General features: G+C 37.9%; 15 protein-coding genes. 11 read left to right on the forward strand and 4 right to left on the reverse strand.

Annotation, left to right across the window (positions count from 1 at the left end; translation table 11 throughout):
- The first annotated feature begins 97 nt into the window (after positions 1-97).
- Positions 98-1,924 (forward strand): monovalent cation:proton antiporter-2 (CPA2) family protein, encoded by a 1,827-nt coding sequence (locus tag AC2117_RS06085; protein ID WP_133972624.1) that lies wholly within the window; start codon positions 98-100, stop codon positions 1,922-1,924.
- A 124-nt stretch (positions 1,925-2,048) separates the two neighbouring features.
- On the opposite strand, the gene AC2117_RS06090 is transcribed toward AC2117_RS06085, so the two are convergent.
- Both AC2117_RS06090 and AC2117_RS06095 read right to left on the reverse strand, forming a co-directional pair.
- A complete protein-coding gene (locus AC2117_RS06090; protein WP_133972626.1) occupies positions 2,049-2,882 on the reverse strand; it encodes an SDR family NAD(P)-dependent oxidoreductase in 834 nt (277 codons plus the stop codon).
- 50 nt (positions 2,883-2,932) lie between these two features.
- Positions 2,933-3,310 carry a DoxX-like family protein gene (locus tag AC2117_RS06095; protein ID WP_133972628.1) on the reverse strand — a complete coding sequence of 126 codons (378 nt, stop codon included), beginning with the start codon at positions 3,308-3,310 and terminating at the stop codon, positions 2,933-2,935.
- A 184-nt stretch (positions 3,311-3,494) separates the two neighbouring features.
- On the opposite strand from AC2117_RS06095, the gene AC2117_RS06100 reads away from it, so the two are divergent.
- From AC2117_RS06100 to AC2117_RS06135, 7 genes are all read left to right on the forward strand, one after another.
- Positions 3,495-3,977, forward strand: a complete 483-nt coding sequence (locus AC2117_RS06100; RefSeq protein WP_133972630.1) for a hypothetical protein — start codon at positions 3,495-3,497, stop codon at positions 3,975-3,977.
- A gap of 154 nt (positions 3,978-4,131) precedes the next feature.
- Positions 4,132-5,223, forward strand: coding sequence for a DUF6670 family protein (locus tag AC2117_RS06105; protein ID WP_133972632.1), 1,092 nt, complete (start codon positions 4,132-4,134; stop codon positions 5,221-5,223).
- A gap of 679 nt (positions 5,224-5,902) precedes the next feature.
- On the forward strand, positions 5,903-6,457 hold the full coding sequence (locus AC2117_RS06115) for a TetR/AcrR family transcriptional regulator (protein ID WP_133972634.1): 555 nt from the start codon (positions 5,903-5,905) through the stop codon (positions 6,455-6,457).
- Positions 6,458-6,670: 213 nt separating this feature from the next.
- Positions 6,671-7,279 (forward strand): paraquat-inducible protein A, encoded by a 609-nt coding sequence (locus AC2117_RS06120; RefSeq protein ID WP_133972636.1) that lies wholly within the window; start codon positions 6,671-6,673, stop codon positions 7,277-7,279.
- Positions 7,276-8,085 (forward strand): paraquat-inducible protein A, encoded by an 810-nt coding sequence (locus AC2117_RS06125; RefSeq protein WP_133972638.1) that lies wholly within the window; start codon positions 7,276-7,278, stop codon positions 8,083-8,085. The genes AC2117_RS06120 and AC2117_RS06125 overlap by 4 nt, the downstream gene beginning before the upstream one ends.
- 7 nt (positions 8,086-8,092) lie before the next feature.
- Positions 8,093-9,760 carry an intermembrane transport protein PqiB gene (locus AC2117_RS06130; protein ID WP_133972640.1) on the forward strand — a complete coding sequence of 556 codons (1,668 nt, stop codon included), beginning with the start codon at positions 8,093-8,095 and terminating at the stop codon, positions 9,758-9,760.
- Positions 9,750-10,457, forward strand: coding sequence for a membrane integrity-associated transporter subunit PqiC (locus tag AC2117_RS06135; protein ID WP_197731017.1), 708 nt, complete (start codon positions 9,750-9,752; stop codon positions 10,455-10,457). Before AC2117_RS06130 ends, AC2117_RS06135 begins: the two co-directional genes overlap by 11 nt.
- Before the next feature lie 60 nt (positions 10,458-10,517).
- On the opposite strand, the gene uraH is transcribed toward AC2117_RS06135, so the two are convergent.
- Both uraH and AC2117_RS06145 read right to left on the reverse strand, forming a co-directional pair.
- Positions 10,518-10,919, reverse strand: coding sequence for a hydroxyisourate hydrolase (uraH, locus tag AC2117_RS06140; RefSeq protein ID WP_133972642.1), 402 nt, complete (start codon positions 10,917-10,919; stop codon positions 10,518-10,520).
- Between the two features lie 9 nt (positions 10,920-10,928).
- The gene (locus AC2117_RS06145) at positions 10,929-11,396 is read right to left on the reverse strand and encodes a GlcG/HbpS family heme-binding protein (RefSeq protein ID WP_133976222.1); all 468 of its coding nucleotides are present in this window, start codon (positions 11,394-11,396) and stop codon (positions 10,929-10,931) included.
- 125 nt (positions 11,397-11,521) lie between these two features.
- Here AC2117_RS06145 and AC2117_RS06150 point away from each other — a divergent pair, with 125 nt between their 5' ends.
- From AC2117_RS06150 to AC2117_RS06160, 3 genes are all read left to right on the forward strand, one after another.
- Complete coding sequence (locus AC2117_RS06150) at positions 11,522-12,193, forward strand: heavy metal response regulator transcription factor (protein ID WP_133972644.1); 672 nt, start codon at positions 11,522-11,524, stop codon at positions 12,191-12,193.
- The gene (locus tag AC2117_RS06155) at positions 12,190-13,593 is read left to right on the forward strand and encodes a heavy metal sensor histidine kinase (RefSeq protein ID WP_133972645.1); all 1,404 of its coding nucleotides are present in this window, start codon (positions 12,190-12,192) and stop codon (positions 13,591-13,593) included. Before AC2117_RS06150 ends, AC2117_RS06155 begins: the two co-directional genes overlap by 4 nt.
- Before the next feature lie 96 nt (positions 13,594-13,689).
- Positions 13,690-14,253, forward strand: a complete 564-nt coding sequence (locus tag AC2117_RS06160; RefSeq protein WP_133972647.1) for a lipocalin family protein — start codon at positions 13,690-13,692, stop codon at positions 14,251-14,253.
- The last annotated feature ends 59 nt before the right edge of the window (positions 14,254-14,312 follow it).

Raw genomic sequence — 14,312 nt, forward strand, 5'->3', positions numbered from 1 at the left:
AATTTTTATTTTTAGGATGCTTTTTCTCAAAACTAATAATCGCCCTTAAACATGGTTTCACATAGAATAAATTGCAGATAAATAAAATGAGAAATGTATGAGCTCAGAAGCGCATTCAATTAGCTTGGTTGCTCCCGTGGTTTTATTGGCGGCTGCTGTAATTGCAGTTCCTATTTTTAAACGTATTGGTTTAGGTTCGGTATTAGGTTATTTAATTGCAGGCCTAATTATTGGCCCATTCGGTTTTGCTTTTTTTCAAGATTCTGCTGCAATTTTACATATTGCCGAGTTGGGAATTGTGATGTACCTATTTCTGATTGGTTTGGAAATGCAACCATCACATTTATGGAGCCTTAGACGCGAAATTTTTGGCCTTGGCACATTACAGATCATCATTTGCGCACTGGCTTTGACTGGCGTCGGACTGTTATTTGGTTTTACGTGGCAAGTTGCTTTTATTGGTGCAGCAGGATTTGTATTAACGTCGACTGCTATTGTGATGCAGTTATTGGGCGATCGAGGTGACTTGACTCAACCTCGTGGGCAAAAAATTGTAGCCATCTTATTATTTGAAGATTTACTGATTGTACCCTTACTGGCTATTGTCGCTTTTATGGCGCCTAACCATGTTGTCGAAAGCACATCTGTACGTTTAGAAAATATAGGCATTGGTTTAATCGCAATTGCAGGTCTTATTGCCGCAGGTTATTGGTTACTTAATCCATTATTTAGACTCTTGGCGGCTGCTAAAGCCCGAGAAGTCATGACTGCTGCCGCATTATTGGTTGTATTGGGTGCGGCGTTGCTCATGCAAGTGAGCGGTTTGTCTATGGCGATGGGTGCTTTCTTAGCTGGTGTGCTTTTATCTGAATCGACCTTTAGACATCAAATTGAAGCTGATATTGAACCATTCCGAGGAATCTTGCTGGGCCTGTTTTTCCTTGGGGTTGGCATGTCCTTGGATTTATCAGTGGTTGCTCAAAACTGGCAGCTCATTGTTAGTGGTGTAGTTGCCCTCATGCTTGCCAAAGCGCTTATGATTTATATTGTCGCCCGAATAACGAAAAGCCCTCATACTGAAGCGTTGGACCGTGCCTTACTCATGGCTCAAGGCGGAGAGTTTGCCTTTGTACTTTTCTCTGCCGCGCTAAGTGCCCAAGTTATTGACAATACTATTAAATCTAATCTTACCGCTATTGTTGTGCTTTCAATGGTTTTGACACCAATTGTCGGTATTATTTTTAAACGGTTTACTCAATTTAAAGCGAATGTTTCATTAGAAAACGTCAATATTGCCGAGGGATTAAGTGGCAGTGTTTTAATGATTGGATTTGGGCGCTTTGGACAGGTCACCAGTCAATTATTATTGGCAAGAGGGGTAGATGTCACCATTATTGATAATAATACGGACATGATTCAAAACGCGGAAAAATTTGGTTTTAAAATTTATTATGGCGATGGCTGCCGCTTAGATATTCTACATGCTTCTGGCGCTGCAACAGCACAAGCGATTGTGGTGTGTGTAGACAGTAAAGAGACAACCAATAGAATTGTAGAACTCGTCACTCATGAATTTCCTTTAGCGAAATTATTAGTCCGTTCATATGATCGCGAGCACTCACTGCATTTAGTCAAACAAAAAGTAGACTTTATGATCCGTGAAACGTTTGAATCTGCGATTAAGTTTGGTGGTGTTATTTTACAAGAACTTGGTGTGGATGAAGACGAAGTAGAAAGAATTACCGAAGAAATTCGAGATCTTGATAATGAGCGCTTTGAAACTGAAATCGCAGCAGATGACGTAAATGCGGGAGTCGGTATGCAATATACACATACGCATCCCCGACCAACAGCGCCATTGATTCGACCAAAACGGGAAGGGCGGATTTTAAATAAAGAAGATGCCTCAGATAACGATTCTTGATGCGTATAAAGTTCTATAAAAGTTCTGTTTAGAAGAACTTTTATAGAACAATAAATCCGATTCGACTACCAATAAACCATCTTAACTGAGTGAGATTAGATTTTTAGTCACATTATAAGCCCGACTACAAATGCTCTAAAGCTGTGCCTTTAACTGGGTTTCTACGCCAGTAATAAGGTTGCAAAAATCTAAGAAAAAGCTTCCACGGCGTGATCCAAGCGATGCGTCGGTTGGTTTTTTTATTTTGAATAATTTGTTTTGCTAAATACGCACAAACAATTTCTGGCGGGTCAATCACAAAGAAAAATAACCGTTTCATCTTTTTCCAGTTTTGGATGTTGCCATTGGTCCAAGAAGAAACTAACAGGTCTGTTGCAACCATGCCTGGGCTGAGTGTGCCAGTTAAAATGGGCGTCGATTTTGTCTCTTTATAAAGCGCTTTACTGAAATAACTTACGGCCCGTTTTGTGGTTGCATAAGGCGTCATGCCTGCACTCCATTCGCCGTTGCTTCCCCAACCTTCCATATTAAAGATTTGACCATAACCTTGTTTAAGCATTCCCTTTAAGGCCACTTGTGAGCCCAACATCGTGCCTAAAATATTGGTTGAAACAGCCGCGTTTAACTCTTCTGGCTGAAGGTCAACAAAGTCTTTGGTTGGGTGGCAGCTTCCTGCATTATTCACCCAGACATTCACGTACCCAAAATGCTCAATTGCACCATCCCATAGGGTTTGCACATCAGAAATTTGAGTTACATCGCAACACAAGCCAATGAATTTTTCTTTATTGAAATGAGTTTCTAAATGAGAAAGAGCCTGCTTAAGATGCTCTGGGTTACGTCCAGCAATGACAACAGAACATCCAAGATCTAAAAAAGCATGGGCAAGGGCTAAACCTATACCTTTTGTGCTGCCTGTAATGACCACACTGCAAACTTCAGTTTTGGGTAAACTCATTGCACTCTCTATATAAAATCTTTAAAAATAGTTACATGAATGGCTGTAAGTTAATTTTGCTCACTTAATAAGATGAGATAGACAATAGATAAACTTATCATCGAAAGATTCATTACGATAGGGTTGTAGGGCAAGATCAGGGTAGAGGGTATTAAAAAACCAATTAAAAGAAGCAGTCCAAGCAAACCCAAAATACTTAAATAGTGAATATATTTATGCGCAGTAAAGAGAAAACATAAACCAAAAATTATTTCGGCTATACCAGTTGTGTGGCCTGCAAGTTTTGCATGTTCTAAAGACAATCCCACCCATTGCCATACAAAAATTTCATCAGAATTAAGAAAAAGAAATTTAGGAACGAGACCTTGATAAAACCATAAAAGAGCGAGAATAAGGTTTATAAATTTGAAGATATTAATATTTTTCATGAAAAGTACTTTAAGAGTTTAAAATTTTCTTTAGATTAGGTTTGACCTATTATCTTTAGGTTTATTTATTTGTTCAAGCTATATGGATGAAATCAGCTAACTTAGGACTTTTGATCAATCTTGATATACTATGAAGTCAAGGAAAATAATTAACACGTAATATATCTAAAATTTAGGGGCAAAAATGAAAAGAAAAAATACAAAGATAGGAGATGTATTTGCTGTTAAAGTCGATAGTGAGTGTAAAAAATACTTTCAATTAGTAGCTTTGGATTTAACTCAATTAAATAGTGATGTAATTCGAGTGTTTAAAAAAGAATATTCTGAAAATACTCATCTCGATTTATTTGAAATTATTAATGATGAGGTAGATTTCTATGCACATTGTATAACTGTTTTTGGTATTAAATTAGGTTTCTGGAAAAAAGTTGGGAACATGCCCGACGTTAGAAGTATTGATGTGTTATTTCGTAGTAGCAGCGATAGTCCAAAAACAAAAATATCTAATAATTGGTGGATTTGGAAAGTTAATGAGCCACAGCAATATGTAGGAAAATTAGAAGGGGAAAACAAATTTGCAGAAATTGGGAGTGTTATACCACCAGATAGTATTATTTATAGGATAAAAACAGGTAGGTATGATTTCTTATACCCTGAATTTGAATAAAATTCTCTTAATGTATTCTATTTGAAAGTTTTTTATTTTTAATAATAGATTTTTTAATTTCCTCAAGATGTCCCTTATTAACATTCAATTGCAATTTATCAAGTTCTAATATGGAACTCTGTTTTTGAGCAAATTAAAATAAAGGATCTTAAAAATGCTAATCTCAAGCCATAGATTACCGAAGAGTCTTAAGGACAAAGCCAATCAAAAAGTTGCTAAACTTTCAGGGTCATTGTTAGGAGCTGTTACACCAGAGCGGCAATCGGTATTGCCAAAAGAGTTTGAACTTACTCCTCATACTCTTTATAAACGCTTTGGGAGCACACATTACGGGATCATGGTACCTGACTTACCTGAACCATTCCGATACTTATCTTGGGCTTCAGTTTTAGGTTATGTAGGATTTACGATTACAGATACCAACTATCAAATGTCTAAGGATGGAAAAGGGGATACAGCTTCGTTAGTGCATGGAACAGCCTTATCGACAACTTCTGAAGCTTACAGAACATATTCAATTAAAGATGATATTAAATTTAGCCAAAATCCTTTTGCGATTAATTTTGATAATCAAACTATCATGCATGAGCAAGGTGATGGATTCTTACTCATTACTAAAAGAGAAGATTTAGAGCTAGAACTTTATTTAAAGCCCACAAAAGCTATTTCATGGTTTGCCTATAGTGGCCTGTATAAGCACTTTAGTGTGCTCATGCAATATGAAGGTCATATCAAACAAAAGGGAAATAGTGAAACCGTTCAAGGACTTTGCACGTTGGAGTCTTGGAAAGCTGTAGCTACCTCAATGCTCAAAAACAAATGGTTAGTTGAGAATATTCAACTTCCTGTAAAAGTCTTTAGCTATCAAGTTATTAATATTGACCACGAACAGCAGTTATTGCTGGCTTTTATTTGCTATGAAGACCAACCCATTTTGACTTCTGTTTACTATCGTCATATTGATGGAACATCAATTCAATACAATGGAGATATACTTTTTGAAGTAACGAGTCTTCAACAAGAACCGCAGATTACTCCCGATAATTTTTCAATGAATGTACCAAATACTTTTCGCTGGGTTGCTTATCACAAGAATCAAAAGGTTTTAAATATTTCAGCACATGTAGACACTCCATATTGTTTTGGATTGGCTGCTGGTTTTGTTTCTTCATATGTATGGCAAGGTGAATTCTATGATCAGGCATTGGTTGGCAGAGGTTATCTTGAATATATAGACCGAAGATAAAATCACTTTAAAGCTTAATCTTTATCTACGGCTTTAAGCGAATTGGGAAAATATCTGATTTATAAACCCAATTTAACAATAGATTTTAATTATTTATCCTTACTTTTTAATGATCTATTTTAAAACAGATGTCATTCTGTGTGCTTGACTGTAATAGGGTTGAGCACTATCCTTTGCCTGCTGGCCTACATCGCCAGCCGGCTTTGACAGGCTGTTTTTCATCTAGGGCACCAAGAAAGTAATTTTTTGGTGACGAACTCGTTCGTCCTGCCTTCGTAGCGGTAGGACGGAGGTGGGACGCCTTGTGCGTGCCGGTTCCTAGATGACTGGTCTGTCAACCCACCTTCGTTCTGCCACCATAATTATTTGACAGTAATTCGGTAGAACTTCTATTTCATCTAGGAGTCCGCCATGCGTACTATTTCTTGTTATTTTTTGGCCTTTGCCAAGCTCTCTCTATCCATACCGCTCAACTGGTCTTTAAAACGGTTTAAACATTTATAGGTTTAGCCTTTAGATCGTTACGACTAAAAAATCATATCAACAATAAAGCTTGAGATAGGTTAGCGCATCCTTTGTGTGCAGCTTTCGCATGCCTGTTTTTAGCACTCATTTTAAGAGTGAAGGCATTTCTATCTCTTTTATATACAACAAAAAATTATCTTTGAGCAGAATGTTTATGCCAAATTTAGAATCTTCATTCAGAGCATTAAGAGTGCTCCACGCGGCAAGAGACCTATTTAATCAACATGGCTTTCATAAGGTCGGTGTCGACCGAATTATTGCTGAAGCCAGAATTTCAAAATCCACTTTTTATAATGATTTTCACTCTAAAGAAAAGCTCATCGAGATGAGCCTAACTTTTCAAAAAGATGCATTAAAAGACGAGGTATTTTCAATTATCCATTCATATCGTGAACTCATGTTGTTCGATAAGCTCAAGAAAATTTTCTATTTACATGCAGATTTAGAGGGCTTTTACCATTTGCCCTTTAAAGCAATTTTTGAAATTGAAAAGCTTTATCCAACCGCCTATAAGGTCGTAATTGACTATCGAAATTGGCTCATTGATGAAATTTATAAACTACTTTTAACACTAAAAGTTACGGCCTCAATTGAAGATGCTCACCTGTTTTTATTTGTGATTGATGGCGCTATGGTTCAACTTTTAGGAGAAAATCAGCTAGATGACCGAGATAGATTATTAAACTATTTTTTAACCATGGTTAATTAAGAATCAACAAATGAAAAGCTCCTTATTTAAGGCGCTTTTTTATGTCTTTTCTCTTATTTATATAATTTAATAAAGTAAATCGAAAAAATCGTATTTAATTTTCTCTTGAAGAAATGAGATTAGTTTGGCACATTGCTAAGAAGTAGAATTCTATGCAAGCGTTGTAGCAAGCAGTTCTGACACAGTAAAAATTATAAATTTCAGAGTATAACTATGCGGCTTAATGAATTAGCAGGTTGTGAGGAGTGCGATACAGTCTATCGTAGAACCCCGCTTGCTTATGGAAAAAGAGCTTATTGCGTATGCTGCGGTGCTGAACTCTATCGGCACACCAAACCTTTTTCAACATTGTTAGCTTTGATTTTAACTGCCTTAATCGTATTTATTATTGCCAATAGCTTTCCTATCGTAAAAATTGAATTACAGGGAAATACCTCTGAAACCACCTTACTTGGTGCGGTGTGGGTGATGTTTCATTATGATCGGGCTTTCGTGGGCTTACTCATCTTAATCACTACTTTTATTGTGCCGCTTTCTTATCTTTTGTTACTTACCTATGTGTTGGGTACAGTGAGTGTATTGAAGAAAAGGCCAACGTTTTTGGTGATGGCATTGCGCACACTTTTTTTTATGAGAGTGTGGGGAATGGTTGAGGTGTTCTTAATCGGAATTTTGGTCACACTTGTAAAGTTAGTGGGAATGGTATTGGTGATTCCCGAGATTGCTTTGTGGGCATTCGCAGTCTTAAGCATATTGTTGGTCTATATTACTTCGATGAAGGTGAGTGATATATGGAACGAAATTGATAGGTCACTGCCATGAAAACAATAAAAAATGTGACCCAAGCAAAAAGTCCGCAACACGGATCGGTACTTAAGCCGTATCCACGAGCCAAAGATCTCTCATTAATTGTGTGCCATTGCTGTGGGGTCGTAAATTCTGCTCAAAATGAAAAAAGACGACGAAATAAAAGCCATCAAGTTTTACGTTGTATTCGGTGTAATAGCGTGCTGCATTCACGTAAACCAGCGAGTTTAAACCGAACCTTTGCTTTGGTAGTGGCTGCAACCATCCTTTATATTCCAGCCAATGTACTTCCAATGACGGTGACTGACTCACTTTTAGGTAGTCAGCAAGATACGATCATGAGTGGGGTAATTTACTTTTGGCAAAGTGGAGACTATTTGGTTTCAGTGGTCATTTTCATGGCTAGTATTTTTATTCCAATGTTAAAGCTACTGATTTTGTATTTTTTATTATTTGCGGTATATCTACAGAAATCGGCAGGTTGGAAATTTTTACCCGAGCAATGCGTTAAATTATATCGAATTGTCGAGTTTATCGGACGCTGGTCAATGATTGATGTTTTTGTGGTGGCACTTTTAACAGCCCTCATTCAGATTCAATCGCTGGCTACAATTTTAGCTGGGCCGGGTTCGATTGCTTTTGGTGCGGTTGTGGTGTTAACCATGTTCGCATCTTTAAGTTTTGACCCACGTATTATTTGGGATAACTTCTACACATCTCAGAATACAAACAAACCGTCTTCTGTTGCTTCTGAAAAAACAACAATTATTCAGGCAGAACATCCGCCGTTGAATAATGATTCTATTAATCCCAGTCAATAAAAGAACAATGAGTATGTCTGAAAATGAAATAACCACTGGTAACTCAGATCATCGTGATACAGATGTTGAACTGGATAGCATGAATGATTTGCCAGAACCCCAAGAAAAGAAAAGTCGATGGAAGCCTTTATTAATCTGGCTCATTCCATTAATTGCTCTTTTAATCGCGCTTTCATTAGCTGTAAAAGCGCTATTGTCTCATGGCCCTACAATTGATGTGTCTTTTCGGACAGCCGAAGGGCTAGTCGCTGGTAAAACCACAGTTCGCTATAAACAGGTGGATATTGGTGTAGTACGGCAGATTGATCTTTCAGATGACCGTTCACACGTTATTGCCAGAATTGATTTGCGCAAAGGTGCGAGTAATTTTGCAGCGAAAGATTCACGATTTTGGGTGGTGCGACCGCGTATTGGGACGAGTGGGGTTTCAGGAATAGACACCTTATTGTCAGGTTCATATATTGAAGTGGATGGGGGAAAATCAGAAGAGGATAAGTTTGAATTTACTGGATTAGAAGTGCCGCCAGTCATATCCTCAGACGTTCCCGGAAAAGTATTTTTCTTAAATGCAGATGATCTTGGTTCGTTAGATATAGGTTCTCCAATTTATTATCGTCGAATTAATGTAGGGCAAATTACTGCCTATAAATTATCTAATGATGGCAAGAATGTTGAACTACAAACGTTTATCCGCGCGCCGTATGACAAGTTTGTAACCACCGATGCACGTTTTTGGCAGGCAAGTGGGATTGATGTGACCTTAAACGCTTCAGGCTTTAATTTAGATACTCAATCTCTGGCAAGTATTGTCGCAGGGGGTATTGCTTTTGGATTCCCTGAAGGCTCACATGCTACGATGGCAGCGAATCAGAGTCGCTTTAATCTTTGGGACTCAAAATCTGATGCATTAAAAGAACCGGATGGTCAAGCTCGTGGTGTGATTATGTATTTTGATCATTCATTGCGTGGGCTTACGGTCGGTGCACCAATTGATTTCATGGGTATTGAAATTGGTAATGTTAAATCAATAAATGCCGAGTTTTATGACCACTATAAACAGATTCGTATGCGTGTTGAGGCGGTCATTTATCCTTCACGTGTTGAAAATGGTCAGGCGCTTAATCCAAACAGTGAAATTTTTAAAGATTTTGTTGAGCATGGATGGCGTGCTCAAATGAGAACCGGAAACCTTCTAACGGGTCAAAACTATATTGCGCTAGACAGGTTCCCTAAAGCCAAACCAGCCACATTACAAATCTTAGGTGATAACCGTGTGGTGATTCCAACTACACCAACTGAACTGAGTGGCTTACAAGCACAAGTTTCTCAAATTGCAGACAAATTAACGAAATTCCCGTTAGTTGAAATTGGGCAAGATGTGCGTAAAACGCTTAACAATATGAACACAGCCATTGAGTCTACCGACAAACTGGTTAAACAGTTAGATGGTAAAGTTGCACCTGGTTTACAAGCAACCTTAGACGATGTTCGTAAAACTGTAAGATCATCTGAGTCTATTTTGTCGAGCGATGCGCCGTTACAACAAGACGTACGTAAAGCATTACAGCAAATGACCCGTGCTGCTGCCTCTTTACAGTTAATGTCAGACTATATTGAACAACACCCTGAATCAATTATTCGTGGTAAGACACCAGAGACCGATGATGAAAAATAAAAACCATCTATCTTTTCAACTTCCTAAAGCAGCCAAATGGCTGCTTGGGAGTGGCTTGTTTTTAACGGCAGTTGCCATGACAGCATGTTCGAGTTCGCCAACGCCAAACTATTATACGATGTCCCCTAAAGTTACTCCGGTCACCAGCTCAACTGTGCAGGTGATTGAAGTATTGCCAGTCGGGATTCCAGACCGATTAGACCGTGCACCTTTGGTGCTACAAGACAGTAGCGGCAAGTCTACGGTGCTAAACAATGAGCGTTGGACATCGACCATGGGTACGCAATTACGCGATACTTTGTCTGCGGGTCTACAGCAAAAACTAGGGGCAATTGACAGTTATAGCAGTGGGCTTGCTGGAAACAATCAACCGTTATATCGAGTTTCTACAGACTTTTCTCATTTTGATATTATAGATCACAACAATATTAATATTGCTGTGTCTTGGGTTGTGAAGCGTCAGATACCTCCAACTCAATTAGAGTCAACTAATGCAAAAGTAATCACTAATAGAGGAGCTCAGCTCAATTGTAGAATTGCTTTTAAACAGCCGATTGATCAAAAAGCTAAAAAAATGGAAGCCATTGTAAGTGCTTCAAGTGAGGCCATGAGCCAAATTATTAATATTGTTTCTTCTTCGATCGTGGCGCTAGATTCAAACAAAAAAGCGGTTATTAGCAATGGTGTTTGTTCGTAAAACGTCTCGCTTTTAACCAACCCCTTTATTTGTGCAAAACAGATAAAGGGGTTTTTTATTTTAATTGCCTCGATAGGTTGAATAACCATAAGGGCTGAGTAGTAACGGAATATGGTAGTGATTTACACTTCCATCTACTTTAAAAATCACAGGTACTTCTGCAAAAAAAGTTTGTTGTTTGTTCTTTTTAAACCAGTCTTCAGTTTTAAAGGTAACTTTATAAACACCTTGCTCTAGTTTTTTATTTTCTGGATAGAGTGCACTAATACGGCCATTTGAGTCGGTCACTTGTTGGTTAAGTTTAATCCACTGGTTATTTGTGTTTTTTTCTAAAACCACTTCAACCTGAGAAGATGGCAAACCAGTTTCTAAATTTAAAACATGCACACTGAGTGGATTACTCTGTGCAAATGTAGCCGAAGCAATAAATAAAGAAGATAAGGCAATAAATGATTTAGACATGATGAATCCTTATGAATGAAAAATGGTTTCAATGGCTTTACTTGCACATAGATTGTCATTTTGAGCACCACCAGCACCCGCAACGCCAATCGCCCCGATCACTTGGTTCTCAAAACGAACAGGTATGCCACCTCCTAACAACAGTAAATTTGCCAGTGTGGTTAAATTTTTTGCATCGGGGTTTTGGTTACTGTTTTGGCTTAAAACCAAGGTCGAAGTTTTGGTAGATAGCGCCGTATAGGCCTTTTTCTCGGCAGCGATTAAATTATGTGGACCAACTAACTCATGCCGTTCAGCAGTTAAAGTGTTACCACCACGGTCAACAATAACGACTGCAATGTTTTGATTTAGTTTTTTGCATGCCTCTTTAGCACTGTCGGCTAGCATTCGTGCAGTTTTAAGATCTAATGAATAGACTTGATTCAAAGCAGGGGGCTGTGCAAAAGTACTATTACCCAATACCGCGGCTGTTAGCATCAGCCAGTTCAATTTGTTCATGATGATTGCCTCTATGTCGCTTTGAAAATCTTAAACAAATTGAATAATTCCAAGCATGACAATCACATTACAAAGTTGTCATCTTTCAAAAGAGTCTCTACAAAATGCGTATCCTTGTTATTGAAGACGAAATCAAAATCGCCACTTATTTGGTTAAAGGATTAAAAGAATCTGGATATCAAGCGGAGTGTGTTCATTTAGGGCTTCAAGGTTTAGAAATGCTAAAGAGAGATCAATATGACTTGCTTATTCTTGACGTGATGTTGCCTGACATAGACGGCTGGAGCGTATTACAAGTACTGCGCCAGTTCTCCAAAATTCCGGTTATTTTCTTAACGGCAAAAGATCAGGTGATGGATAGAGTCAAAGGTTTGGAATTGGGTGCGGATGATTACTTGGCTAAACCCTTTTCTTATATTGAACTATTAGCGCGTATTAAAAGCCTATTAAGAAGACAACAATATTTGCAGGAAAATGAACTGTCTATTAGTGATTTAAAAATGGACTTGGTCAGTCATAAAGTATGGCGTAATGGAAACCTGATTGAGCTGAGCAAAACTGAATTTAATTTGTTGCGTTACCTGTTACTCAACAAAGAGCAAATCGTGACGCGCAGACAAATTGGTTCCGAAGTCTGGAATATTAACTTTGATACCGATACTAATTTTATTGATGTGGCAGTACGCCGTTTACGAAGCAAAATTGATGAAGGGTATGAATTAAAGCTTATTCATACCATCCGTGGCTTGGGCTATAAAATTTCGGTTAGCTTATGAACTTTAAATTTCTACGTTCGCTTGAAGTCCGTATTACATTACTGGTCACGCTCTGTTCTGCCTTAATTTTATGTTCAGTCGGCTTTATGACCTATTTAGGTATTAACCAAATTTTATTAAAGCAGCAAGATAAAGCTTTAGCAGACAGAATTAATCGCTTGGAAATTTTGCTACAAGATAGCGAAAATGTAGAGCAAATCATTGCGCGGCCTAAGCTTTATCAAAACATGCTCGGCAACCAAGACAATTTGTTTCTGCTCATTCATAAAGATAAAACCTTAATTAATATCAATCCGCTCCATATTCAGTTACCTCAATTTGCAGAGCGTACAAGTCTCCAATTCCAAGACTTAGCTAGCAATGAATATCCAACGCGAATTGCGTGGAAAACCATAAAAATTAATAACGAGCCTTATCAGCTCATTGCAGGTAAACAATGGTCTGAGCGGATTAATATTATTTTACCTTTTCAAAAGAACCTTTTGATGTATGTGATAGGAGGTGTATTTGCAATCTTTGTGCTTTGTATTTTAGCGTGTCATCTGGGTTTAAGGTCGCTACAACAGCTTCGCAAGCAAACACACTCTATTAACGTAAATCAGCTCCAGAAAAGATTAAATCTCTTAAATTCACCTTTAGAAGTTGAGCTGCTTTCAAAAGATATAAATCACATGCTTGAGCGTATTGAAAAGGGCTATACCCAGCTCAACCGTTTTTCTGAAGATATTGCTCATGAGTTCCGTACACCTTTAAATAATCTGATTGGGCAAACTGAAATTGCTTTAACTGGCGAACGCTCAGTTGAGCAATATGAAGATTTGTTGGTGTCTCATTTAGATGATTACCACAGATTAAAACGCATGATTGATAGCATGCTTTTCTTGGCAAGAGCCGATCAGAAAATGGTTCTTGTAAACAAACAAGAAATAAACGTCCAAGATGTTATAGATGGGCTATGCCAGATTTTTGAATATCAGGCCGAGGAACAAGAGTGTCATTTTAGTTTCAACTTAGAAGCCCAGAAGTTATTTGCAGATCCAGAGTTATTTCAAAGAGCAGTCTACAACCTTGTTTTAAATGCGCTCGTACATGGTGGTGATAAGCGATCTATTTATATCGCCACTAGACATAAAATGACTGAGCATACGCAATGGGTGAGCCTGACTGTAATAACAGGTGGTATTTCAATTGCTGAACATCAAATTGAGCATCTTTTTGAAAGATTCTACCAATGCCACTCAAGTCGAAGTGATGAGAACCAGACAGGTGGCTTAGGTTTATCGATTGTCGCTTCAATTATGGATCTACATCATGGCCTATATCGGGTCTATAACACGCTCGAAGGGGTATGTTTTGAGCTTAATTTTCCAATTGCAGATGTTCCAAAGAAATACAATTAAATCCTTATTAATGTTCCTTAATCTTTAAAATTCACACTTTGTTCACAACCCTCTGGCGTATGTTTAAACATATGAAATAAATAGAAGAGGGTCGTTATGAAATTATTATTTAAGTCACTTGTCATGAGCAGCAGTCTTGCAGCGGTTAGCTTAATGCTTCCTTTGAGCACCTTTGCCGACACAAATACGAAACCAGTGGCTGTTGAGTCTATCGATATTAATAAATACGCAGGTAAGTGGTATGAGATTGCACATTTACCTATGTTTTTTCAGCGTAATTGTGTAGCCAATACAACTGCAAACTATTCCATTAACGCAGACAAAACCGTTGGTGTTTTAAATAGTTGTACCAACAAAGATGGCAAAATGATTTCATCTGAAGGTGTGGCCTATTCGCAAAATGAGGGCAACAGTAAATTAAAAGTGAGCTTTTTGCCTTCTGGTCTAAGATGGATTCCTTTTACAAAAGGCGATTATTGGGTTTTAAGAGTTGACCAAGATTATCAGGTCGCTTTAGTCGGTGGTCCAAGCCAGAAATATTTATGGATTCTTTCTCGTAGTCCTCAAATTGATGAGGTGACATATCAGTCTTATCTGCAAACCGCAAAAAGCTATGGCTACGACGTTTCTAAACTCGTTAAGACAATACAGTCTAAATAGCGAAGCTACTGATTAGGAAGATTCTTATATTTATCTCTTAATCGAGTGAACTTCACATA

It is taken from the genome of Acinetobacter calcoaceticus, from assembly GCF_900520355.1.
GTDB classification, from domain to species: Bacteria; Pseudomonadota; Gammaproteobacteria; order Pseudomonadales; family Moraxellaceae; genus Acinetobacter; species Acinetobacter calcoaceticus_C.

Coding starts and splice junctions, on each gene's coding strand:
- AC2117_RS06100 (WP_133972630.1), top strand. CDS start 3,495: ATGAAAAGAAAAAATACAAAGATAGGAGATGTATTTGCTGTTAAAGTC.
- AC2117_RS06125 (WP_133972638.1), top strand. CDS start 7,276: ATGAAAACAATAAAAAATGTGACCCAAGCAAAAAGTCCGCAACACGGA.
- AC2117_RS06090 (WP_133972626.1), bottom strand. CDS start 2,882: ATGAGTTTACCCAAAACTGAAGTTTGCAGTGTGGTCATTACAGGCAGC.
- AC2117_RS06155 (WP_133972645.1), top strand. CDS start 12,190: ATGAACTTTAAATTTCTACGTTCGCTTGAAGTCCGTATTACATTACTG.
- AC2117_RS06120 (WP_133972636.1), top strand. CDS start 6,671: ATGCGGCTTAATGAATTAGCAGGTTGTGAGGAGTGCGATACAGTCTAT.
- AC2117_RS06095 (WP_133972628.1), bottom strand. CDS start 3,310: ATGAAAAATATTAATATCTTCAAATTTATAAACCTTATTCTCGCTCTT.
- AC2117_RS06150 (WP_133972644.1), top strand. CDS start 11,522: ATGCGTATCCTTGTTATTGAAGACGAAATCAAAATCGCCACTTATTTG.
- AC2117_RS06115 (WP_133972634.1), top strand. CDS start 5,903: ATGCCAAATTTAGAATCTTCATTCAGAGCATTAAGAGTGCTCCACGCG.
- AC2117_RS06145 (WP_133976222.1), bottom strand. CDS start 11,396: ATGCTAACAGCCGCGGTATTGGGTAATAGTACTTTTGCACAGCCCCCT.
- AC2117_RS06085 (WP_133972624.1), top strand. CDS start 98: ATGAGCTCAGAAGCGCATTCAATTAGCTTGGTTGCTCCCGTGGTTTTA.
- AC2117_RS06160 (WP_133972647.1), top strand. CDS start 13,690: ATGAAATTATTATTTAAGTCACTTGTCATGAGCAGCAGTCTTGCAGCG.
- AC2117_RS06135 (WP_197731017.1), top strand. CDS start 9,750: ATGAAAAATAAAAACCATCTATCTTTTCAACTTCCTAAAGCAGCCAAA.
- uraH (WP_133972642.1), bottom strand. CDS start 10,919: ATGTCTAAATCATTTATTGCCTTATCTTCTTTATTTATTGCTTCGGCT.
- AC2117_RS06130 (WP_133972640.1), top strand. CDS start 8,093: ATGAGTATGTCTGAAAATGAAATAACCACTGGTAACTCAGATCATCGT.
- AC2117_RS06105 (WP_133972632.1), top strand. CDS start 4,132: ATGCTAATCTCAAGCCATAGATTACCGAAGAGTCTTAAGGACAAAGCC.